This is a genomic window from Microseira sp. BLCC-F43 (genome assembly GCF_041929235.1).
In the GTDB taxonomy this organism is placed as follows: Bacteria; Cyanobacteriota; Cyanobacteriia; order Cyanobacteriales; family Aerosakkonemataceae; genus Microseira.
Map to the genome: position 1 here is coordinate 1 of NZ_JBHFNP010000190.1, position 22482 is coordinate 22482.

The 22482-nt window shown below is 46.1% G+C and carries 19 protein-coding genes; 10 read left to right on the forward strand and 9 right to left on the reverse strand.

Annotated features, from left to right (window positions below; genetic code table 11):
• Positions 1–155: 155 nt before the first annotated feature.
• From ACE1CM_RS26155 to ACE1CM_RS26175, 5 genes are all read left to right on the forward strand, one after another.
• Positions 156–1355 (forward strand): RNA-guided endonuclease InsQ/TnpB family protein, encoded by a 1200-nt coding sequence (locus tag ACE1CM_RS26155; RefSeq protein WP_374881777.1) that lies wholly within the window; start codon positions 156–158, stop codon positions 1353–1355.
• A 217-nt stretch (positions 1356–1572) separates the two neighbouring features.
• Complete coding sequence (locus tag ACE1CM_RS26160) at positions 1573–5022, forward strand: hypothetical protein (RefSeq protein ID WP_374881778.1); 3450 nt, start codon at positions 1573–1575, stop codon at positions 5020–5022.
• Between the two features lie 308 nt (positions 5023–5330).
• Entirely contained in the window at positions 5331–6095 is a 765-nt protein-coding gene (locus ACE1CM_RS26165) for a sugar transferase (RefSeq protein WP_374881779.1), read from the forward strand.
• A gap of 607 nt (positions 6096–6702) precedes the next feature.
• Entirely contained in the window at positions 6703–7224 is a 522-nt protein-coding gene (gene pgsA / locus ACE1CM_RS26170; protein ID WP_374881780.1) for a CDP-diacylglycerol--glycerol-3-phosphate 3-phosphatidyltransferase, read from the forward strand.
• A 180-nt stretch (positions 7225–7404) separates the two neighbouring features.
• Entirely contained in the window at positions 7405–8277 is an 873-nt protein-coding gene (locus ACE1CM_RS26175; protein WP_374881781.1) for a DUF2382 domain-containing protein, read from the forward strand.
• A 148-nt stretch (positions 8278–8425) separates the two neighbouring features.
• On the opposite strand, the gene ACE1CM_RS26180 is transcribed toward ACE1CM_RS26175, so the two are convergent.
• Both ACE1CM_RS26180 and surE read right to left on the reverse strand, forming a co-directional pair.
• Positions 8426–9361, reverse strand: a complete 936-nt coding sequence (locus ACE1CM_RS26180; protein WP_374881782.1) for an NAD-dependent epimerase/dehydratase family protein — start codon at positions 9359–9361, stop codon at positions 8426–8428.
• 139 nt (positions 9362–9500) lie between these two features.
• Positions 9501–10178: a 5'/3'-nucleotidase SurE gene (gene surE, locus ACE1CM_RS26185; protein ID WP_374881783.1), complete on the reverse strand. Its 678-nt coding sequence runs from the start codon at positions 10176–10178 to the stop codon at positions 9501–9503.
• Positions 10179–10236: 58 nt separating this feature from the next.
• Between surE and ACE1CM_RS26190 the strand changes: the two genes are divergently transcribed.
• On the forward strand, positions 10237–11112 hold the full coding sequence (locus tag ACE1CM_RS26190; protein WP_374881784.1) for an NACHT domain-containing protein: 876 nt from the start codon (positions 10237–10239) through the stop codon (positions 11110–11112).
• Between the two features lie 553 nt (positions 11113–11665).
• Here ACE1CM_RS26190 and ACE1CM_RS26195 read toward each other — a convergent pair.
• Positions 11666–11905 (reverse strand): helix-turn-helix domain-containing protein, encoded by a 240-nt coding sequence (locus ACE1CM_RS26195; RefSeq protein WP_374881785.1) that lies wholly within the window; start codon positions 11903–11905, stop codon positions 11666–11668.
• Positions 11906–12293: 388 nt separating this feature from the next.
• Here ACE1CM_RS26195 and ACE1CM_RS26200 point away from each other — a divergent pair, with 388 nt between their 5' ends.
• Both ACE1CM_RS26200 and ACE1CM_RS26205 read left to right on the forward strand, forming a co-directional pair.
• Positions 12294–12455, forward strand: a complete 162-nt coding sequence (locus ACE1CM_RS26200) for a hypothetical protein (protein ID WP_374881786.1) — start codon at positions 12294–12296, stop codon at positions 12453–12455.
• A 375-nt stretch (positions 12456–12830) separates the two neighbouring features.
• Positions 12831–14549 carry a HEAT repeat domain-containing protein gene (locus ACE1CM_RS26205; RefSeq protein WP_374881787.1) on the forward strand — a complete coding sequence of 573 codons (1719 nt, stop codon included), beginning with the start codon at positions 12831–12833 and terminating at the stop codon, positions 14547–14549.
• Positions 14550–14554: 5 nt separating this feature from the next.
• Here the strand turns inward: ACE1CM_RS26205 and ACE1CM_RS26210 are convergent, their stop codons facing one another.
• Positions 14555–15943 (reverse strand): hypothetical protein, encoded by a 1389-nt coding sequence (locus ACE1CM_RS26210; protein ID WP_374881788.1) that lies wholly within the window; start codon positions 15941–15943, stop codon positions 14555–14557.
• 71 nt (positions 15944–16014) lie between these two features.
• Between ACE1CM_RS26210 and cysC the strand changes: the two genes are divergently transcribed.
• The gene (cysC, locus tag ACE1CM_RS26215; protein WP_374881789.1) at positions 16015–16542 is read left to right on the forward strand and encodes an adenylyl-sulfate kinase; all 528 of its coding nucleotides are present in this window, start codon (positions 16015–16017) and stop codon (positions 16540–16542) included.
• A 369-nt stretch (positions 16543–16911) separates the two neighbouring features.
• Positions 16912–18867, forward strand: a complete 1956-nt coding sequence (gene asnB / locus ACE1CM_RS26220; protein ID WP_374881790.1) for an asparagine synthase (glutamine-hydrolyzing) — start codon at positions 16912–16914, stop codon at positions 18865–18867.
• Positions 18868–19096: 229 nt separating this feature from the next.
• Here asnB and ACE1CM_RS26225 read toward each other — a convergent pair whose 3' ends face one another.
• The 5 genes from ACE1CM_RS26225 to ACE1CM_RS26245 form a co-directional block, all read right to left on the reverse strand.
• Entirely contained in the window at positions 19097–19876 is a 780-nt protein-coding gene (locus tag ACE1CM_RS26225) for a photosystem II S4 domain protein (RefSeq protein ID WP_374881791.1), read from the reverse strand.
• Between the two features lie 85 nt (positions 19877–19961).
• Entirely contained in the window at positions 19962–20468 is a 507-nt protein-coding gene (locus tag ACE1CM_RS26230) for a hypothetical protein (RefSeq protein WP_374881792.1), read from the reverse strand.
• A 43-nt stretch (positions 20469–20511) separates the two neighbouring features.
• On the reverse strand, positions 20512–20796 hold the full coding sequence (locus ACE1CM_RS26235; protein ID WP_374881793.1) for a hypothetical protein: 285 nt from the start codon (positions 20794–20796) through the stop codon (positions 20512–20514).
• 58 nt (positions 20797–20854) lie between these two features.
• Positions 20855–21097 carry a hypothetical protein gene (locus ACE1CM_RS26240; protein WP_374881794.1) on the reverse strand — a complete coding sequence of 81 codons (243 nt, stop codon included), beginning with the start codon at positions 21095–21097 and terminating at the stop codon, positions 20855–20857.
• A 796-nt stretch (positions 21098–21893) separates the two neighbouring features.
• A partial coding sequence (locus ACE1CM_RS26245) for a sensor histidine kinase (RefSeq protein ID WP_374881795.1) occupies positions 21894–22482 on the reverse strand: 589 nt, incomplete at its 5' end.

The following is a 22482-nucleotide window of genomic DNA, read 5'->3' on the forward strand; positions in this document are numbered from 1 at the left end:
ATTTAGCTTAAATCGCGAGAAGCCCCACGTCTCAACCCGATATGGTGAGCGTGGGATGAATCTCTCAGGCTAGGAGGTACGGAGTTGCCCAATATGATTGTGTTGCACAAGAATAGCAGTTATCATACTTATACAAGCGTGATAAAGGTAGAATCATGTTGAGAGCAGTTAAAGTCAGACTTTACCCAACCGAATCGCAAAAACAGCATCTAGCGCAAGCATTTGGTTGTGTTCGCTGGGTCTGGAACCAGTCTCTTGTCACCATGTCCCAAACTTACAAGGACACTGGCAAAGGGATATCTACTCTCACCATGAAAAAGCAACTGCCTGTATGGAAAAAAGAGTACGAATGGTTAAAGACTTGCTATTCGCAGTGTTTGCAACAATCCGTGCTGAACTTGTCTCAAGCCTTTATCAATTTTTTTGACGGAAGGGCAGGATACCCAACTTTCAAAAGTAGACATGGTAGACAGTCACTTCAATATCCTCAGAACGTAAAGGTTTTGAGTAATAGCGAAATTAAGTTTCCCGGTATACTGGGAACGGTGAAAGCTAAAATTCACAGAAGTATTACAGGAGAAATCAAGACTGTCACCTTGTCAAAAATACCAGATGGTAAATATTATGCTTCGTTATTGATTGAGGATTTTCTCTCACAGCCTGATTCTAAAACTGATGGTAAAGCAATAGGAATAGACTTAGGAATAATTGATTTTGTCGTCACATCAGATGGCTCAAAGTATCAAAATCCTAAACACCTAAGCAAGAGAGAAAAGAACCTAAAACGCAAGCAAAGTAAACTCTGCCGTAAAAAGGATAAGACTACAGGTAAACGCCGCTTGGCTCAACTTGCCGTAGCTAAAGTTCACTCAAAGATATCTCGGATCCGAGAAGATTTTCTCCACAAGCTATCCCGTAAGATAGTCAACGAGAACCAAGTAATTGTGGTGGAAAATATGGCAGTGAAGAATATGGTAAAAAATCATAATCTAGCCAAAAGTATTTATGATGCTGGCTGGGGAATGTTTTGCACCATGCTCAAATACAAAGCTGCTGCAGTTGGAAAAGTATACTTGGAAATTGATAGATTCTTTCCTTCAACACACCTTTGTTCAGAGACACTGCTATCAATACCAAAGATGGATTTGTCTATCAGGATGTTTGTTTGCCCTCACTGCGGTAATCGACATGACCGAGAGATTAATGCCGCCATCAATATCAGAAATGAAGGCTTACGGATTTTGGCGTTGGGAACCAGCGCTTCTGCCCTTGGAGGGAGTGTAAGACCAAAGAGGTTTGGGCGTAAGTCCACTACTGATGAGGCTACTCCCCGTGAATTGGGAAGCCTACGCTAACCTGTAAAGGGAGCGTAGGTAGTTCACCTTGATAATTCTTAACGCGCGACAAAAGCATCCACTGCCCAACCTTAAATTTGCATATCCGCAGGGCAAGTAACCATTGGGGGTCTTTTCAACCCTACCGACTACTGATGACAAAATGCATCATCATTGAACAAAGCATCCCCCTTCGGGCTCGCTGCGGGGAGTGTCAATTCTAACAAGGGAGTCAATCGTGACGTTCCAGACGGATCAAATTCAGGCAATGATTGCGGAGATTGACGCCGTACTCAATCAATCCAGCTCCTTTGGCTTGGGTTGGTTGAATTCTAGAGCAACCGCTCAACAGCGTCGGGTTTTAGAGCTAGTTCGCAGCAACCTCCTTTCTCTCGAACAACAAATAGCGAGAGCAGCAGCATTTGAGCCAAAGCCAAAGCCATCCTCCCAAGAGGCTTCAAACCAACAATTGCAGCAAGCGCGCTCCGAGATAGCCGCTTTACGTCAGCAACGGCAAGCTCTGATGCAAGAAATCGCGCAACTAGAGCAACAGCGACAAAATTACTTATCCCAACCCCAACAATCGACACAAAAGCAGCAAGCGATCGCCCAATTCTTTCAAGCGCTGATGGGTAACTTACAGGAAACTCTCACGCCACAAATCGTACAAACCCTCTCCCATCTAGAAACCGAGTTGGTAACCGACCAATCTCCCCATAGTCCCTCCCCGGATGTAGAAGTAACAGATGTAACTTGGCATCCCCAGTGGCAAGAGCAGGCCGCTCAACTGCGGAAACAGCAAGCAAGGCTGGATAGACTGTTGAAGTCCCTCGATGCCAAACTGAATTTAATGTTTGAAACGCTACAAGTGAATATGCAAAAGTATCAGTCGTCGTTTTCTCAGGGACTGGAGAAAATGCATAGCCTCAGCGCGGAGAGCGAGGCAATGTTGACAGATCTGATCGCTGGGATCGAGCAGGAATTAGAGCAAGCGGCTAGAGCGAGCCAAGAATATACCAGCAGTGCGATAAGTGCTGACGCACAGGCTACCGCCACCGCAACGGCAGAAACAACCACCGCCTCCCCATCAGCACCAGGATTATCCGAGCCAACTCCTTCTCGGTTCAAGCAGTACCATCCTGACGACATACTCCTACCCTATGCCGGTTTTGAGTGGCGTCCATCTGAACAACAACCGCAGTCTGATGTCAACCGTAAGGATACGGAGAAGGAAAGTAGAGAAAGAGAAAGTAGACCAGAAGCGCTTTATGGGGGAATGGCGGCGCTGGTAGCGCAAACAGAAAGCGCCAGCACCCAACCGCCAGCAAGGTCGTCAGGCAGTATCGGCGAGGCAGAAAAGGTCGATACGATTAGCACCCTGACCGATTTAATCGAAAATTCTGCCCTGGGTCAAAGTAGTCCACCCCAAGAGGAGGTACTCTTAATCAACCCGGTAGAAGCGCAACCCCTTGGTGATGAAACGGACAAGGAGGAACTGGAGGATTCTTCCCCCCTCGATACCGATGTTTCTACTTTAAAGCAACCCCAGTCACCGGAGTTGGACGAATCTGTAGAGGAATTGCCGACCTCGATCAAGCAGATAGAAGCCGATCTGAACCCAGAACCAATTGCTACAACTTTAGGGGAATCAGTAGAAGCAGAGTCAGCAATACCTCAGACACAAATGCCAGCAGCAAACGCTGGCGATCAGGTAGTGGGTGCATCTGCCGCCACTGCTCTTGAAGAAGAAGTCGCTGGTGCAATCCCTGATGATATTTTGGCTGAATTTGATGAACTGTTTGGCGGTTCGAATCAAGACCCAAGACCGGCTGTTTCAGATATTAAAGCGGAGTTGGCTCAACCGGAAGTTGATAACTTAAAGCCACCCGAACCAGAACCAGAAAAAAAAGCAGCAACGAAGGAATTGAGGAAAGCAGCAGCAACAGAGATTGATTCTTTCTCTAACTCATTTGATGCCGTTCCATTAACACCCCCTCGCTTCTGGTATTTGGGAATTGACTTTGGTACAACCGGACTGTCGGCGGCATTATTGAATGGCAAAACCCGCCAGGTTTATCCCATTACCTGGTCAATGGCGGGACAGATGGATGAAAGCGAGCCGTTATTTCGCCTACCCGCTGAAGTTTACCTGCAACAAGAAAATAGTGAAAGCGCTACTTTTTTAATGACTCCAGAAAGAGAGTCGAGGATATTGCTAAAGAACTTTAAGCAATATCTGAAAATTGGCCTTCCTTATTACTCATCTGAAACAGGCAATTGGGAACCAGCGATACAGCAATCGAATCATGCGGTTCCCTTACACTGGGTTGGAAAAGCACTGCAAGCATTGCTTTCAACCCTCAAACCAAACGCAGAAAAGCCGGAAAATGTCGAGTCCCAAGTTTCAATTTCAGCGGTAGGTTTGGCATCAGAAAACCTTAATCAGGCGCTCTTGGAGTTGGCAGGCGCGATCGCATCAGTACCCGCAGAGTGGCCTGAAGCATACCGCTTTAACGTCCGAGAAGCAATTTTAGGGGCAAATTTAGTCGAAAATCCGGAACAAATTTGCTTTGTGGAGGAAGGGATCGCTTCGGCGCTTGCCCAGTTAGTGCAAGCTAACGTCAGTTGGCAAGGAGATACTTTAATTATCCACGCAGGAGCCAGCACAACTGAACTGGGACTGGTAGAAATTCCAGAAAATATTACCTCATTATCTTACTCCGACTTCGCTTGCCGTAGTTTTCCCTATGCGGGCAACTTTATCGACCAAGATATTATCTGCCAGCTACTGTTAAAAGATGAAGCAAGCAGGATTGCGGAGCGATTAATCGCTCCAGAAAATTCTTCCTTAGAGTTGCCATTACCGGGAGAACCCGATCTGGCGACGCGCTATCGCTTGCAGCAAATCTTAGAAAGTTCCCCCGTCGGACAAATACTTTTAGAAGCAGCAAAGCATGTAAAGCTGAACCTTCAACATCAAGACAGTTCTACGTTAGAAATCGATCGATACCGTTGGGTGTTGCAGCGTCAGGCATTGGAAAACCTGGTTTATTCACCTTTTATTCAATGCCTCAATCGAGAACTGAACGTTTTGCTCGTGCGCCAGGGTGTGGCGGTAGAATCGATTCGTCAAGTAATTTGTACGGGTGGAACGGCTCGCATCGATGCGATGCGAGAGTGGGTGCGTCAAAAACTCCCCAATGCTACTTTAATTCAAGACACCAACCAAAACGCCAGCGTGGCTTTGGGATTGGTTACTTTGCCCCTATATCCCCAAGTTTTGGATGCACCCCGACACCAGTACGGAGACTATTTTCTACTGTTAGAACTTTTACGTAGCTTGCGCGAGCAACCCCTCTCAGTAGGGAAAATTACCCAGTTACTCGAGCGGCGGGGAATTAATACGGGTGCTTGTCAGCAACGCATCCTCGCTTACTTAGAAGGTTATCTTCCCCCTGGAATTGTTCCTTCTTATGCGGATGCGTTAATGCTAACCGAGGCGTCGCGACAGAATGCGGCGAACGCATCTGCACCGCTGTTCCATAAACAAGACAATCAAACCTATTGCCTCAATGCCGAAACAGGCGATCGCCTGCGCCGCTATTTTAATGCCGTCTTGGAGCCAACCCGCCAAACCTTCGAGGAGCCATTAGGCGTTTACTGGTTGACCCCAACCGTCAACAGGTGATGGTTAAATATACTAATGAGTTGCGATTTATACTTGATGCTCGAATAACCGCGCCTGTTGTAAAAACTTTGCGTGCAAAGACTTTAAAAGGTTGTAGCCAAAAACAAAATCGGGGTAAGAACCATGGATTTGGTATAAATTGTCTAGTAAAACCAGCAAAAAATAGGAGAAATTAGGGAAAGCTTGGTAGCAGCATAATGGGGTTAACTGCAACTTTATATCGGTAAATATGCAAATAGAATCATCGAAACTTGACATTTCATCTTGCGAGTGAAAAGATTTGGTGAATCTGTAGTTTCACCAATTTCGTGGGCGAGCAACTCTGGTTATATTGGCAAGAGAAGAAAGATAAACCCCAGAAGCTGACCGCGAGTGCGATGATTACATCTGACCTGCCTACTACCAATCTAATTCAACCCACGCTCGTTCCCCAAAGCCGCCGGGTTCGTGCAGTGAGAAAAGACATCCATCCCTCTGTTAAAAGCACAACCAAGCGCCTGATTGATATTGCAGGAGCTGTGGTAGGATTGGGGATTGCAGCCCTTGTGGCGGTTCCTGTTGCGATCGCTAACCAATTCAATAGCCCAGGACCAATTTTATACAGTCAAATTCGCGTTGGTCTTAACGGTCGCACCTTCCGCATTTGGAAATTCCGCTCAATGATAGTTGGTGCGGATAAACTCAAACACCTGATTAGCAATCAAGCCAAAGGTCATATTTTTAAGAACGAAAACGACCCTCGCATTACCAAAATCGGTCGGTTTCTGCGCCGCACCAGTTTAGACGAATTACCCCAATTCTGGAACGTGTTGAAGGGAGATATGAGCTTGGTGGGAACTCGTCCGCCTACCGTAGATGAAGTGATGAAGTACGAACCCCACCACTGGGAACGATTGAGAGTTAAACCGGGTATTACTGGCGAGTGGCAAGCAAACGGTCGCTCTAGCGTTAAAGATTTTGAAGATATCGTCAAAATGGATCTGGACTACCAGGATAAGTGGTCAATTGCCTACGACATCCACCTAATTCTGAAAACTATCCCCGTTGTCTTGAATAAGAGTGGTGCTTGCTAGTTAGGGCAGTTTGGGTTAAGACTACGGGGTAAATCAATTCGATCCTCAGTGGTGCATTTACCTGTTATTCAGTGCTTCTGTTATACCAATCATTTAGGAAACTTTTTGTGGCTTTTTAAACCCCCCTTTTTTAGGGGGGTTTTGTGTTTTAGCCCTGGATATTTGTGGCAGGGGCACGGGTAGGGGCACGGCAATCTCAAGTTATCCGGCGCGGTAGACCAGCTCAAACATGCCGTGCCCCGAAACTAGGCGCAGGGCAATCTCAAGTTATCCGGCGCGGTAGACCAGCTAAAACATGCCGTGCCCCTACATCCCGAAATTTATTTCCCGGCACTTTTGTCGGGGCACGGCAATATCAAGTTATCGGGCAGTAGATCAGCTAAAACATGCCGTGCCCCTAGATCCCGAAATTTATTTCCCGGCACTTTTGTCGGGGCACGGCAATATCAAGTTATTGGGTAGTAGATCAGCTAAAACATGCCGTGCCCCTACTCACCTGCGTATTTTCAGAACAGGTCTATTGTCTGTAAAACCCGCCCCGTAAGCAAATTCCCTTTGCCTGTAATATGAGCTAAGCTGAGATTTGATGGCTGATGGCTCAAAATTCATGACCATTCCCAACTGGATTACCTTCTCCCGCTTGCTGGGGTTGCCTTTTATCCTCTACGGGTTGCACAACCCAACGGTTGAAATGCGCTGGATTTGCGTGGCAATTTTTATCGTAGCCGCCGGTACTGATTGGTTGGATGGCTATTTGGCGCGGAAATTAAACCAAATCAGCGATTTAGGTAAGTTTCTCGACCCTTTGGTCGATAAATTGCTGGTTCTGGCACCATTGCTGGCGTTGATTGAACTAGGGCAAGTGCCAGCTTGGGGAGTGTTTCTCATTTTAGGGCGGGAGTTAGCGATCGCAGGCTGGCGCGTCAACCAAACAACCATCTCCGGTGCCAATATCTGGGGTAAGCTGAAAACGGTGAGTCAGATTGTGGCGATCGCACTTTTAATTGCTCCTCTCCCTGAAGTTTGGCAAACACCCTCTCTCATCACTTTCTGGATCTCTGTTGCCCTCACCTTAATTTCTGGTGCGATTTATTTGTGGCCTCAAAATCTATCTAACAACAATGCATGACTAAAATGAGAGTTTAACAGAGATTTGTTTCCCGCTCCAGAAACCCGGTTTCTCTGAGAAACCGGGTTTCTAGTTCTACCTATAAACGTAATACAATTTCAGTCAAAAGAAGGAAGGAATAAATTGAAGATCTATCTAAAGTGGATGCAGAAGTTAATGTAGATACTACAGGAAACGAGAATGGCACTGTACAAAATAGAGGATTTCAATCCCAACTACCGGCAAGATGTTTTTGACGGCGAAGATGTCAAAGGGATTCCTGTCTATGCCGGAAAAACAGATGAAAAAATTGGCACAATTCATAACGTGCTAGTTGATGAAACCGGGCGTTTCCGATATTTTGTAATTGACACGGGTTTCTGGATTTTTGGTAAAAAAGTCTTGCTTCCAGTTGGTCGTTGTAGCGTTGATGTTGAATATCAGCGTATTAATGCTATAGGTATTACGAGCAAAGAACAAGCAGAAAGACTACCAGAATACGATGACAGCATGACGGTAGATTATGATTACGAGGAGCGAGTGCGGCGCGTTTATCGCACTCCAACTGTGGAAGCGACAGTCCCCGTAGAAGCGTCACCGCCTGTAGAAACAGCACCCGTTGTCAGCGCACCTGTTGCCGCTGCTTATGACCGCAATAGTTATACTTACGAGCATGAGCCCCAATTGTACCAGATGAGCGATCGCGACCATCAAAAGTTTAGACTCTACGAAGAAAAACTGATCGTAGATAAAAGCCGTCGCAAGACTGGGGAAGTAACAATTGGTAAGCGAGTTGAAACCGAAACTGTACGCACTGCGGTTCCTGTAGAAAAAGAGCGCGTTATCATTGAGCGCACGACTCCAAAAAGCGTAGATACTCCCGTATTTCCAGACAATTCTGCTTTTAAAGAAGGCTATGTCGCGCAAATGGAAATCTACGAAGAAACGGCTGATATCAAAAAACAAGCCTTCGTGCGCGAAGAAGTTGATGTCAGAAAAGAAGTGAAGCGCGATACGATCGAAGCAACAGAAACACTGCGTCACGAAGAGTTAGATGTGGATACTAAAGCATAATTCATAGAGGGGATTGCAGCCATAAAAGGTAGACCTTTGTTTGTGTAGCGGCAGCATTAATGCTGCCGCTACACAAACAAAGCCTTAAGGCTGTACCTCGACACCAAAGAAACCGGGTTTTTTGAAAAAACCCGGTTTCTGCCTAATTCTAAACTGCTTTAAGAATCTCGTCATCGACTGAGAAATCTACTTCAGATTTATCGCGCCCAGACGCAAGAAAATCGTTTTGAAACGAATCTTTCAAACCCGAAATTAAGTCATATTCTGGTTTCCAATTCAGTTCGGTCATCGCTTTATTAACCGACGCGAAAAAGTGCTGCACTCGCATGGGAAATGCTTTGCGCTTGCCAAAGTCGAATTTTTTCGCATCGTAATGGACAATTTGCACCTCGTCGGCGGATTTCCCGGCAGCAGTTGCACAAGCGCGTGCGAGTCCGTCAAAGGTAACGAATCGCTCGCCGGATATGTTATAAATTTGACCTATTGCTTGAGTATTTCCCAGTACAGCCGCCATTGCATAGGCTAAATCTTTGCAATGACCTAATTGGGTGAAGTGCAATCCGTTACCAGGGATGGGAATGGGGCGATCGCGCACAATTCGCTCGAAGAACCAAGCCTCTAAATCGTTATAATTTTGGGGGCCATAAATATAAGTCGGGCGAATCGAAGTCCAAGGTAAACCCAATTCTGCGAGAAAAGTTTCGGTTTCGTGCTTGCCTTTGTGACGGCTTTTTGGATCGACTGGATCGCCTTCGATGTGGGGCATTTGGTCGGATTTTAAATAAACCCCAGCCGAACTCATATAAACAAAGTGTTGCACCCGGTCTTTAAAGATTTCTGCTAGGGGTTGGGTGTCGCTTAATTCCCGTCCGTTGTTATCAAAAATCGCATCAAAGTTTTCCCCGGATAGCTTTTCTTTCAGTAGGGCGGCGTCGGTGCGATCGCCGTGAATTTGTTGGATTCCTTCTACAGGTGCTGGCTTCTTACCGCGATTAAATAATACAACTTCGTGGCCTTGTTCCACCAGAATTTTTGTCAAATAAACCCCGATAAAGCGGGTTCCCCCCATGATTAAAATCCGCATTGTGCCTCTTCCTCGTTCTGCGATTACCTGTAGAAATTTTACAGGAGCGAGCGTACGCAACCAATGACTAATAAACCTCTCGCACCAATCAGCAGCGTAGGGTGCGTTAGCGACAGCGTAACGCACCATCCGCGATCAACTACAGTCGCAATAACGTGACGGCGATTTTGCCGGAAAAGCACACATCTACATCGGTGTTGGGAGTGCGATCGCGCGCTGCATACTCGCCCACGTAGTAAAATTCATCACCTTCAACTCGATAATTTACGGGTAAAGGTTGGGTCGAAGGTTGACAAAACACAATCTCCGGATCGGGTTCTCCTGGTAACAAATGGGGTAAATTTACATTCCAGAAACATCCCGGTTCGATGGGAAGGTTGAACAGTTCATCCAATACTTTAGCCGTCCACCTTGCCGCCGTATCCCAATCTACATTTAACTTGCCTTTGCGATAGTGGGAAACCGCGATACCGGGAATACCGTGCATCGCCGCTTCTCGCACCGCCGCCACAGTCCCGGAAATATAAACATCAACTCCCATATTGCCCCCCGCGTTGATGCCAGAAAGTACCCATTTGACATTTTGACAAAGATGTGTTAAGGCGAGGCGGGTACAATCTGCGGGAGTGCCGCCTACAGCATACTCGGTTTCCCCCCGGCGATGGACGTGAATGGGGCCAGTGGTGGTGACTTGATGACCGCATCCCGATAAATGGTCTTTGGGGGCGACTATTACGCCAGGGCCGTTTACAGCTTTTAGTAGCGCCCTGATGCCTGGGGCGTCGATTCCGTCATCGTTGGTGAGTATCCAGGTCATAGATTTTTGAGTGAGTAATATAGAAGAGAGCGCTTTCTCTCTCGCTTAATTAATTTACATGGCTGCCGCTGACAGCACCGATTTTCAAGCAGATCTGGAATCGATTTGCAGTGACGAAAAATATCTGGGTTGGCAGGATTTTTATACGCCAACCGATGCTTTACACGGTCAACCCATGGAAAAGAAGCAACCGCCGCGACGGTTGAATTTAAGCTTGATCGTGCAGACGATACCGTCACCAGAAGAAAAAGCAGAAACAGAAAAAGTCCAACGGCTGGAGGTACTCGAAGGATTACGCAAGTATGCGGAAAATCATGTCTTATTGGTGGGAAAACCCGGTTCGGGGAAATCGACTGCCCCAGAACGGCTATTGTGGGAAGAGGCAGAGAAAGCGAAAACGCAGCCGCAAGGGAAAATCCCGGTTTTGGTGCAACTGCAACCCTATAAAACTTCGGTATTGCGGATTATTGGCGATTTTTTGTTTCAGCATCGATGCAGGTTAAACGAGGCGGAGATTGAACAACTGCTGTTGGCGGGAAGATTTTTGCTGCTTGTCGATGGGTGGAATGAATTGCCAGATGAAGAGGCGAGAAAAGATGTCAAGATATTTCGGGAGAAATACCAGCGCGTGACGCCGATGATTTTCACGACGCGGGATTTAGCGGGGGATATTGGCATTGTTAATAATATCGGCACTCAACATAACTACGCCCTAAAACAAAATCTCGCTGAATCAGCAGCCGAAATTCAGCAATTGCTAGAACAACTAGCTAAAAATAACCAAACAATCGTCCAATCTGACAATCAAGCTGTTGTAGTTTCAGCGATTCACGAAGAAATCAAGCGCAATCCCACAATAAAAGCGCGGTTGTTGAATGCTTTAAAAGCTGGTGGAACTGAGGCATTGAAACAGGCATTTAGATGCAATCTTTAAAAATCGGTGCCGTCAGCATTTCAGTAGAGACAATTAAAGGATTCATTGAAGCAGAATAGTTAAATATTTCTCAGAGTCATTGCATCAACCACTGAACCCGCCAGAGAATGAATTCTCTGGCTAATAGCGAAAGTCCTCTAAAGAGGACTAGAAAAACGCCAAGAGTCCACAAAGCGTGGACTTTAGCTAAAAGCCCTTGGACTTGAGTCCACGGCGGGAGGAAAGCACAGGTGCAAGATCTCAAATGAGATAGTGCGGCTCTCATAGTTCCTTTTCGTATGGACAATCATAGACATAGCGATTGACCACCTACTAGGGCTTTAAGCAACGCCGTGAAGAACCCAATTGTGTGGGGAACACAGGCGTTATTCGCCTTGGATGTACGATAAGACACCCCCTATCCCTCATCAATGTTGATTGAATTGGGATTACTTTTTGACCAGATTAAGATTTTTTATTAATCTCTACTGAGGTGACCTTTTATTGGCTCTCAGGTAATAGATTAGCATAGATGTCTATTCCTGGCATAGAGTTGAGTCAAGTTTTACAATACCTACTCACCAGGAACACCCGTCACGTCAATCCCGCAACACTGACAAATCACCTTCAGCGAAACCTGATAAACACGCGCCAACGCCACAGCATTTTCCAGGTTTGGCTTAGCTTTGCCGTTTTCCCAATCGCTCAACCTGCGTTCGGAAACTCCGATGAGTTGCCTTAACTCATATTGAGTTAGCTGATTTTGCTCCCTGAGTAGCCTCAACGGAGACTTATCCTGATTTTCTTCTTGCATACCAGACGTAATATTCTTGAAGCTTACGTCTTGAAATCCGGGGGTATCGGACGTAAACTTCTAGTAAATGACCGCATAAAAGACCAGGCAGTTAAACAAGCTCCCGTCAGGATGCAACCTAGCTGACTGGTCTTCCCTAAAAGTGTCTCACGATACCGCACCAGAAACAGTGTAGGGGCGTATTGCTCGCCCTGACATGAGTGGCTGTTGCTTTTTATCAGCTATCGCAACGCAAGGTTACGTTAAGTTCAAAAGCTTACTTTACCGTAAGAACGAACCTTTCGTTTACCTAAATTTTGCTGGCGAGATTGGCGATCAGCCTAATGGCTTGCTTCGCTAAAGCTTACCTATTTTTGCGTTCGCGATCTACCGATTGAGTACAAAATTTATGACTTACCAACAAACTCACAAAATCCAAAAATATGCTCGTGTTTGGGCAATTATTCTGATGTTACCAGACGCTCGTCACTATACGGTGGCGCGTTTTTACAACCGTCGTGACGGGGAAGTACACCTGGCGAGTTTTGCAGCGGTTTATGCCAAAGTCTGAGTTCAAATTACTGTTTGATCCGGCTGACGAGTCAACCCATGTTTTAAACTCTAGGGCGCGATCGCACCCTAAGCACTGATAGATCGATCGCTTTTTTTTAAACCATTCCCTATTTTATTCTATCAGACAAATTGTTGGTAAAATTCTCTCTTTTTTCTTTCTCTGCGTCCTGGAGCGCCTGGAGCGGTTCGTTAAAAAATAAAATCTCAAATAGTTAGCGCGAGAACGCTACTAATTTATTTTGTTTTTACAATTTAACGCAAGTAACAGGAGTTTAAATACAATTAAATTCCAGGTTTGATGGACTTGGCAGCAGCATAGTTTAATGCCAGAATCAAAATAAGCGTATAAGCGATCGCTCTACAATAAGTAAATATGGAAACCGATAACCGAATGCAATTCCAGCCGCAATTTTCTCAAAAATCTAGCAGTAACACGGCTGGGCTGCTACAAACCTTAATGGGCGAAAATCCGCTAATTCGCGCCACTGCTGCGCGTGCTTTAGCAAAAATAGACTCTTATACAGCCACTACCGGACTGCTGCAAGCACTAGCACATCAAGACAACTCGGTGCGTGCTTGGGCAGCTTGGACATTAGGACAAATTGGCACCGAAGCAGTAGTTATCAAGCTAGAACAAGCGCTCAAGCATAATGTTTCCCCAGTGCGGATTTGGGCAACCTGGGCATTAGGGCAAATTGGTACTGAAGGAGCGATTAGAGCCCTAATAGAAGCATTAAATCACAAAGATGCCAGCGTGCGTTGGAGAGCAGCAGCCGCATTAGGAAAAAACGGCGCTAAAACAGCAGTGGATAAACTCGCCCAAGCGCTCAAGGATGAAGAATTTTACGTGCGTTGGCGCGTGGCTTCGGCGTTAGGGCAAATTAAAAGCGAAGCAGCGGTTTCTCGATTAGTGAAAAGCCTCAAAGATGAAAGTCCTTCAATATGTTCTCAAGCAGCTTATGCGCTAGGAGAAATTAGATCGGAAGAAGCTGTTAGCGGACTGTTGCGATCGCTTTCTCACGAAGACTCAGTTGTGCGGGGAAATGCGCTTTGGGCATTGGGACAAATTGGCAGCGAAACCTCGATCGCTGGATTGATTTTAGCACTCTCCCACCAAGACCCCCAAGTGCGTGCCAAAGCCGCCTCCGTGTTGGGGAAAATCAAGTGCGAGGACGCAATTCCGGCACTGCGCCAAGCACTAAGCGATCGCGACTTTTACGTGCGTTGGCGCGCCGCTTCTGCGTTAGGGAAAATCGGTAACTGGTGTGCAGTAGAAGGGTTGTTGCGAAGTCTCAAAGATAACAACGGTGGAGTTCGCGGTGCTGCTGCTTCTGCGTTGGGGAAAATTGGCAATGCCGCAGCAATTGATGGACTGCAACAAGCACTCAACGATGAAGAGCAATCCGTTCGCCATAGTGCTGCCGAAGCTTTAAAGAAAATCGGTAGTAAAAACGGGGATACCCCAGCTTTACTACCGCAAGATTCGGTTAATTTCGATAGCAACTCGCAGACAGAACGACTACTTTCTGCGAGAGTTGTCACCAACTGCCACAATGATAAACTACCCACGCTGTTTATTACCTCCTGTGCGGAAGCGAGCGAGCATTTTCGCTGTACGATCAAAGCGCCATCGATCAAACACCTGATTTCGATTGGTAGCCCAGGCGTCGCCCCGCCGGAAGGGTGGACGAAAATTCCCCACCGACTGCGGCTAGAGTTTCACGACATCGAGACACCTTGCGACGATCCGGAATACGTTCTCGCCACAACTGATGATATCGCCAATGCGATCGACTTCGCGTCTGAAATTTCCCAAATTGAGGGAAATCTTTTGATTCATTGTCAAGCTGGTATTAGCCGTTCTTCAGCCGTTGCTTTGACAGTTTGTACTCACTTACTCGGTGCAGGATCTGAAGCAGAAGCCCTCGCTTACATCCTAGCAGTTAGACCTCAAGCTATGCCCAACTTGTGGGTAGTTGAATTAGCCGATGCCGCTTTAGATAGAAAAGGCAAGTTATTAAAAGTTGCCCAAAAACATCAAGATGCTGTTTTTAGCAAGTACAGAAGTTATCAAACATGGGATGGTCAGTAGGTATATCAGAAACCGGGTTTTTCTAAAAAACCCGGTTTCTTAAACCCGGTTTCTTGTCCAGATGTCTGCATCTGCGTTAATCTTTTTCGGGCAAATTGTAGCAATTGTTGCGCTTGTGTATAAGCGGTTGTCCCTGGTTGAACTTGCTCTAGCTGATTGATAATTTCTTGTAACTGGCTAACCATTCCTTCCTGTTGCCAAGCTGCATTTTCTGTTGAATTATTGAGCCGCTGCCAAGAAGGAATTTGTCTTTTAGCTTGTTCTAAGGCTGCTTTTGATGCTGACTCTGCTTTCTGGCGGCTTTGTATGGTTCCCAAATTAGTTTGGTATTGTGCTAGTAATTTTTGTGCTTCTAAATAACCAGCATCTTCGATTGTAATTTGTTGCAGTCGATCGATGGCTTGCTGCCACAAATTTGCGGCTTGTTGCCACTTTTCTGCTGGATGTGGGGGATTTTGACCAACAATCGCGGCTGCTTTGGCAAATTCTCGCGCTGCATCCATTAAAGTGCCAGTGCGCTTATTCGCACTTTCGCCGCTGGCAACTTGCTGAAAATCCCGGTTATACGCGGCTAATTTAGTTTTTGATGTGCGTCCGACAAGGGTTTCTGATGGTATTTGTTCTAGTTGATCTAAAGCCGCTTGCCATGCTGCGATCGCTTGTTGTCTCTCTGTCCAAGTCTGCGCTTTTCCGTGCTGTTGCTTGGCGTCATTGAGCGCTTTTTCCCCTTGTTCTAATAACATCTGTGCTTGCTTTTCTTGAAACAGTTTAGCTTCCATTCGCCCGATATTGGCACGCGCTGTCTGAAATTCATCGAAGGTGAACCGCCAACCAAACCAAAAATTGTATTTAGGCTCATAATCTAAAAACCAAACTGGCAAAGCATCAAGATGTTTTTGTGCTGCTTTGACTTTTTCTGCTCCCAAATTTAGGTCGGCTGAACTGGTAGCTTGGTTTACCAACTGATCGGCTTGTTGCACTAATGAAATCGCCTGCCGATAGTGATAATCCATATTCATATAACTGGGTAAAAGCAAGATGGGTGCTACTTTTGCAACTGGTCTGCGAACCATTGGATAAGGCAAGTTTGCTACCCAAATTACCCCAGCCGTTCCACCTAAGAATACCGCTGCAAATTTAATTTTGCTCCACACTCCGGGCGGACGGTTGGCTTTTGCTGCATTTTTAAGTACTTTCTCGCTGAATTTTGGGAAAAAGTCGATAATTGTCTCGCGCAATTGTTCGTAGGAAACCAACGCGCCATCTTGCGATCGCAGTCTGTCGAGTCGCTTCAGCACAATGTCTCGCTGCACTTGTACTAGAGGGTCATTACCAGCTAGTTTTTCCACTTCTGCGCGTAAAATTTCATAAGCACGACGGGTAAGGCGCGGCATAAGCAATACGGATATCTGTTAATTCAAGTATGATCGATTAGCAATTGTACGTAAAATATGGAAGTAATAATATGCACCAGCGTGGTGTTACGGTGTGGTTTACAGGTTTGAGCGGTGCTGGCAAGACTACCATTAGTCGGGCGGTGGAACAAGAGTTGCGATCGCGCCGCCGCCTGGTAGAAATTCTCGATGGCGACATCGTGCGCCAGAACTTGACAAAAGGCTTGGGTTTTAGTAAAGAAGACCGAGACGAAAACATTCGTCGCATCGGCTTTGTGGCGCATCTACTCACCCGGAATGGGGTAGTTGTATTAGTATCGGCGATCTCGCCCTACCGCGATATTCGCCAACAGGTAAGGGAGCGCATCGGAGACTTTATTGAAGTTTACGTCAATGCACCTCTAGAAGTTTGCGAACAGCGGGATGTCAAAGGTTTGTATAAAAAAGCACGGGCTGGAGAAATTAAGCAATTTACCGGAATCGACGACCCCTACGAAGCTCCTTTGAAACCAGAGGTCTTGTGTCGCACAGATATGGAAAGCGAAGCCGAAAGCGTCGCTAAGGTTGTGCGGACGCTAGAAGAATTTGGATACCTTTAAATTCCTCAAGCAAAGATTGCAGGGGCGGGTTTTACAGACGATCGTATCACCCGCCCTGAATCCTCTTACCGAGTGCTAGGATATGATATCAGTACTTTTTCGCATAAGTCATAAATTAAAACTAGGGTTCAGTATTTTTGCGGAGGTGACAGCGAACGAGGAAAGGTTATTTTTAACCCTAGAAAACTAGAGGTGAATCAAAGAATTTTAAAGATTTTATGAAGCGATTTTGATTGAAAGCTAAAAAAAGTTAAATTAGCGGAAAAATATTGATATATAGTCAGAAAATAAAGCATTATTATCAGGGTAGTGAAATCAGAGTTTGCCGAGAGATTCAAGAGCTAAAAACAAAGGAAAAGGAAAAAGAAAATGTGCGGAATTGTAGGGGGAATAACTCGTCATTCAAGCTTCGATGTCAAATTAGAAAATGCTATAAAAAAACTCGCGCATCGGGGACCAGACGATCGGGGAATGTGGAGCGAACCCCAGATAAACTTAGGGCATACCCGCCTATCGATTTTAGACCTAAGTCCGCTGGGGCATCAGCCGATGAGCTACCAAAACGAGCGGTACTGGATAACGTTCAACGGGGAAGTTTATAACTATTTAGAACTGCGAGAAGACCTTTTAAATTTAGGACATCAATTTGTTAGCAAAAGCGATACAGAAGTACTTTTGGCAGCTTATGCCCAATGGGGAGTATCTTGTTTGGAAAAACTGCGAGGCATGTATGCCTTTGGGATTTGGGATCGAGAAAGGAAAAAGCTGTTTGTAGCACGCGATCGCACGGGAGAAAAGCCGCTATACTACTGGCACGACGAGAACAAGTTCTACTTCGCTTCCGAACTAAAATCGCTGCTAACGCTACTACCAGAAACTCCCCAATTAGATCCGGTAGCGATCGATTTATACGTCCATTATCAATACGTTCCAGAACCGCTGACACCCCTGGTTGGAGTTGTAAAATTACCCGCAGCGCACTATCTACTACTTGACTTAGAAAATTGGGGAAATATAGAACCCCAATGTTATTGGAATTTAGAGAAAATCCCGCCAATTGAAGGCGATCCGGTGGCGCTAATTCGCCAAGAATTAGACCGATCGATAGAATTAACATTACGGTCAGATGTACCGATCGCAATTGCACTGAGTGGCGGATTGGATTCGGGAGCGATCGCAGCACTCGCCGCACCTAAGTATAAAGATACCCTCTGTGCTTTTAGCATCGGTTATCCCGGTCGTCCTGAATTCGACGAGCGAAATCAAGCCGAGCAAATGGCTGAGTATTTAGGCTTACCCTTTGAATCGATCGAATTAACTGTAGAAGACTTAGTTGATTTCTTCCCCAGTTTAATCGCTGCTAGCGATGACCCCGTTGCAGATAGTGCAGCTTACGGACACTACTCGGTGATGAAATTAGCCGCCTCGCGCGGGGTAAAAGTAATGTTGACTGGAATTGGTGGAGATGAGCTATTTTGGGGTTACAACCGAATCGTCAACGCCACTAATTTGAGCCAACAAAAGAATCAGTTTTGGCAATCTTCGCCACTGAATCAGAAAGTTTGGCAAACCTTGGGAGGGTTTACAGATACTCCTCTTGCTAAAAAATTAAACAGTCCAAAAGTTCCCGGATCGATCAGAACAGCACTTAAAAATCTAGAAGAGCAGCATAAGTACGTTTACCGCGATCCTCAACGGGCGATTTTCTACGATCTTTGGCCTGGATTTGCTAATGCGATGCGTTATAGCGATAAACTATATACTGATGCGACAGCCGCTCAAATTCCGGCAGGAAATCCCTATCGTCTGTTCGAGTTTGATTTAGAAAGCTGCGAAGACATTCCGGTTAAAATCACTCAGTTGCTCTTCGATACTTGGCTAACATCTAATTGTCTAGCTTTAGGGGATCGCTTGAGTATGATCTGTTCTGTAGAAACCAGACTTCCGTTGCTAGACTACAAACTAATCGAGACAGTCATTGGTTTGCGTAAAACCCAACCCGATCATAATTTAGGACATAAATTCTGGTTAAAATCCGTCCTCAAGGGGATTGTACCCGATGAAGTCCTTACCCGTAAAAAACGAGGGTTTACCACCCCAATGGATGAATGGATGAAGGCGATTATTATCGCCTATATGGATAACCTGAAAAACGGCTATCTGGTGGAATTGAATATTCTCAATCGAGATTTTGTCGTCAAGCTACTTGAGGAAGCTCAAAAGCAATCCAAGCATCTTTTCGTCCTTTACAAATTGGTTCTGCTAGAAACTTGGTATCGAGAAGTGGTTGTAAGAAAAGAGGAAGAAGTTTTAGTTCCCGCCTAGACTCCAAATACAGAAACCCGGTTTCTTAAACAATACCTTCGTCAAACAGCCGATACCCTAAAGGGTATCGCTATAAAAACAAAGCAAGGCGTAGCGGGCTGAAATCCCGACAGCCCTTGCCTTGCGGGCTTTGTTTGTGTAGCCCCAGGCTTTAGCCTGGGGGGGGAGGTGGGGGCGTTTGACAAAAATGGCATAGGTATTGTTAAAGAAACCGGGTTTCTCCATATCTTCACATAAAGCGAGTTAGCCCAACGCGGTAACGGTCTTTTTTCGTAACAGCAACTTCTCCCACTTCTAGGCGTCCTTTACCGCGAATGGCGATTAAATCTCCGGTTTTCACTTGATAGCTTGCTTGGGTAATTTCCTTCCAATTGACCCGCACGTCACCGCCATCGATCAGATCTGCCATTTTGCTGCGAGACATGCCAAAACCAGCGGAAGCGATCGCATCCAACCTCAAAGAAGCTTCTACTGTTGTTAACTCTTTCTTTTTCGGTTCTTTGACCTTTAATTCGCTTAACTCGATCCCCTGGGTTTTTACCGGAACCGAACGAACTTGAGTCAGTTGGGTTGAAAGAAAGTCTACCATTTCCGGTACGACAATTGCTTGCGCGCCGCGTTCGCCCAAAACGATAATATCGCCGGTTTTTTCTCGCACAATACCCGTCCCCAACATTGCGCCTAAAAAGTCGCGGTGGTTGGCGGGATCGAACAGAAAATTACCGGCAATTTCTATTGCGGCAACGGCGACTTGTGACGAATCGAGGGGGAGATCGGAACGTGCGATCGCCATCCGCTGTCGTTCTGCTTGCGGATAACCACCCCAAGCACTTAGATGCACTTCTGTCAAGCGTCCAAACATGCGCTGAATTTCCGCCAACTCTGGTGGCGACAGAAAATCCGTCGAGACAACTTCCCAAGTTTTGACAGCTTTATCTGCTAAGTCAATTGCCCTAGCAGCGACTTCTCTATTTTCAACGCCTTTTAATAATTCTTCTCTTGGTAACATCTTACAATTTGGTAATGGGTCATGGAAATTAGCAATTAGCAATTAGCAATTACCCATTACCAATTACCAATTACCAATTACCAATTTACTCTTGGACATAACCTTGAATATTTTCCGGTTCAAATTGGCGGAGAATGCTGGTAGCCTGACGAGTTAAAGTTTCAGAACCTTTCACCACAATTAGATATTTACCAGCATTTAAACGATTGCGGTAGGGCAAAGCATCGCCACCACCAACTAGCAAACCAGTACCGCCACCGGCAAAAATACTACCCAGCAAACCAGAACCAGCACCTAAAATACCGCCGATTACATGATTGCCAATTTCACCCGCCCAAGCAAACGTATTCAAATTTGTTGACAAGCTGAAGCCAACACCTGCCACAAAACCGAACGGTACCAGCCAAGTCGCCATCAGTTTGACTTGTTTGAGAGCTTGCTGATTGGGGTCAATTAAACCAAACTCGTCAGCACTTTTATATCCCCTACCCAGGATAGTCACTTTATCCATCGGTAAGCCTTCTTTCTCCAAAGCCGAGTAAGCGGCTTCTGCTTGGATGCGATCTGACAACACGGCGACGAGGTAGCTCATAATTCGATTTTACTGGATATTGGACGAGGGTTTAACCTTCACTCTAGTCGTTTTTTAACTCAAAAACCAGCCGTTTAAACAATAGCCTTGCTGCTAGTGCAGCGACGCGAGTGCGTACCAATTTAATCGGGCGACCTACTGATTTTTCCGCGTCGAGCAGGTTCCCTAGCTGTTCGCCGATGTCGTTTTTGGGGCGCGCACGCTTAACTTCAATCCTTGTAAACACCCATTGCCACAACGCAATCCGGCACAAATCCTCACCACCAACTCGGTCAAGTTCTTTATCCCCCGATGCTTCCTTAAGAGGCGCTACTCCCAGACTACCCATAAAACGCCCCTCCGATAGGTAGCGTTTGGTTGGTTTCCCCGACTTTCTCCCAGGCCGTTTAATTACTTCCGGCTGACCAAAAACATTCAAGTAGTTCTCCAACGGGTAAATCTGACTGATTATAATCAAACCAGTAACAAGCGAGCGCCAGGGCATCAGCATCGTCATCTTTGTTATCTAAAAAACCTAAGTGCTGGCGGTACGCTTTCAGTTCCGAGTCACCAACTAACGCGACGGGAACGCCAGCGCGCGCTAGGTGAGTACCCCAAAGCTTTTGGTAGTTAATACCTGTTGGTTCCATGATGGCAATGTCTGGTTTTAGTGCCAGTAACTAAGGGTAATCGACCGGACATGATATCAGTTCCTTTGCCGATAAGAGACGTGACATCATATCATGTCCGTTTGATTACCCATAGTTAGGACTGATATTATGTCCGGTGGTATCGGTTGTATATAACGCAAGTTGCTAGTTATAAACAAGGGCGTTGCTAATTGCTAATTGCTAATTGCTAATCTTGGATTTTTACTGATTTAGCCATTAGCCTCGTGACCACGGCAGATCCTGGGAACGCCATTAGCCGCTCCCAGAGAGATAACTAGCAACTTGAGTTATATAGCTGATTGTGCGAAAAGCTGTTTTTTTCCTCCCACCAGCTCAAGAGTTCACCTGCTCACCGGCTTACCTGTTAGCCTATGACGCTCGCTCCGCGGGGACACTCTGACGCTCTGAGTTTTAATTATGGGTGGCCTTTTGAGCGGGGACGCTCTGACGTTTTTAATTACAAGTAATTAACCGGACATGATATCAGTTCCTTTGCCGATAACAGACGTGACATCAATCGCCCCCCCATGTTTTTCCACGATAATAGGACTTACGCAAAGAAACTTTGGTGCTCCGAAAAATCGTTGGTTTTGAAACCAGAGATATGCCTCCCAACGCTAGCGCGAACGACGGTCGAAACCGGGTTTCTGGCAACGCCCTTGCGTAAGTCCTGGATAATTTGACTCGCTTTTGCGAGTGGGGAAGCGAGGCAGATCGTCAATCCTAATCCCGTTCCTTTCCCCACAGCTTTGGTGGTAACAAACTCGAATTACATTTACACCACAACCTTAGGCAAAGTAATTCTAAATTCCGTATAACAGTTAAGTGAGCTCTCAACCGTTAAAGTGCCCCCATGCTGCTGGACAATAATGTCGTGGGTGAGCGATAATCCCAACCCCGTACCTTCGCCAGTCGGTTTAGTAGTAAAGAATGGTTCAAAGATTTTCTCTTGAATTTCTGATGTTATGCCTGTGCCATTATCTCGAAGACGAATTTCGATCGAGTTGCCGCAGTTAGTGGTGGCAATTTCAATCAGTGGTGTAAAGTTAGGCTCCCCTTTCATTTGCTTTGCCCGCACCGCATAACAAGCATTATCCAGCAAGTTAATCAAAGCGCGACTCAGGGCATTTGGCATCACTTCTAACGTACCAATCGAGTCGTCATATTGAGTGTCGAAGGCGATATTCACATGGTGGTCAAGAGCGCGCTGGCTGTGATATACCAGCTGTATAGCCGTAGCCAGCAGTTGATTGAGATTGGTGGTTTGGCGCTGTGCAGGGTCACTGCCGCTGCGTGCATGTTCCATCATACTGCGAATGATGTTCGTAGCTCTTTGACCGTGACGATGGATGGTGGCGGCGTTA

Excerpts from the sequence above, each read along its gene's own strand:
- ACE1CM_RS26155 (WP_374881777.1), top strand. The coding sequence starts at position 156 with ATGTTGAGAGCAGTTAAAGTCAGACTTTACCCAACCGAATCGCAAAAA.
- pgsA (WP_374881780.1), top strand. The coding sequence starts at position 6,703 with ATGACCATTCCCAACTGGATTACCTTCTCCCGCTTGCTGGGGTTGCCT.
- ACE1CM_RS26175 (WP_374881781.1), top strand. The coding sequence starts at position 7,405 with ATGGCACTGTACAAAATAGAGGATTTCAATCCCAACTACCGGCAAGAT.
- ACE1CM_RS26180 (WP_374881782.1), bottom strand. The coding sequence starts at position 9,361 with ATGCGGATTTTAATCATGGGGGGAACCCGCTTTATCGGGGTTTATTTG.
- surE (WP_374881783.1), bottom strand. The coding sequence starts at position 10,178 with ATGACCTGGATACTCACCAACGATGACGGAATCGACGCCCCAGGCATC.
- ACE1CM_RS26190 (WP_374881784.1), top strand. The coding sequence starts at position 10,237 with ATGGCTGCCGCTGACAGCACCGATTTTCAAGCAGATCTGGAATCGATT.
- ACE1CM_RS26195 (WP_374881785.1), bottom strand. The coding sequence starts at position 11,905 with ATGCAAGAAGAAAATCAGGATAAGTCTCCGTTGAGGCTACTCAGGGAG.
- ACE1CM_RS26200 (WP_374881786.1), top strand. The coding sequence starts at position 12,294 with ATGACTTACCAACAAACTCACAAAATCCAAAAATATGCTCGTGTTTGG.
- ACE1CM_RS26205 (WP_374881787.1), top strand. The coding sequence starts at position 12,831 with ATGGAAACCGATAACCGAATGCAATTCCAGCCGCAATTTTCTCAAAAA.
- ACE1CM_RS26210 (WP_374881788.1), bottom strand. The coding sequence starts at position 15,943 with ATGCCGCGCCTTACCCGTCGTGCTTATGAAATTTTACGCGCAGAAGTG.
- cysC (WP_374881789.1), top strand. The coding sequence starts at position 16,015 with ATGCACCAGCGTGGTGTTACGGTGTGGTTTACAGGTTTGAGCGGTGCT.
- asnB (WP_374881790.1), top strand. The coding sequence starts at position 16,912 with ATGTGCGGAATTGTAGGGGGAATAACTCGTCATTCAAGCTTCGATGTC.
- ACE1CM_RS26225 (WP_374881791.1), bottom strand. The coding sequence starts at position 19,876 with ATGTTACCAAGAGAAGAATTATTAAAAGGCGTTGAAAATAGAGAAGTC.
- ACE1CM_RS26230 (WP_374881792.1), bottom strand. The coding sequence starts at position 20,468 with ATGAGCTACCTCGTCGCCGTGTTGTCAGATCGCATCCAAGCAGAAGCC.
- ACE1CM_RS26235 (WP_374881793.1), bottom strand. The coding sequence starts at position 20,796 with ATGGGTAGTCTGGGAGTAGCGCCTCTTAAGGAAGCATCGGGGGATAAA.
- ACE1CM_RS26240 (WP_374881794.1), bottom strand. The coding sequence starts at position 21,097 with ATGGAACCAACAGGTATTAACTACCAAAAGCTTTGGGGTACTCACCTA.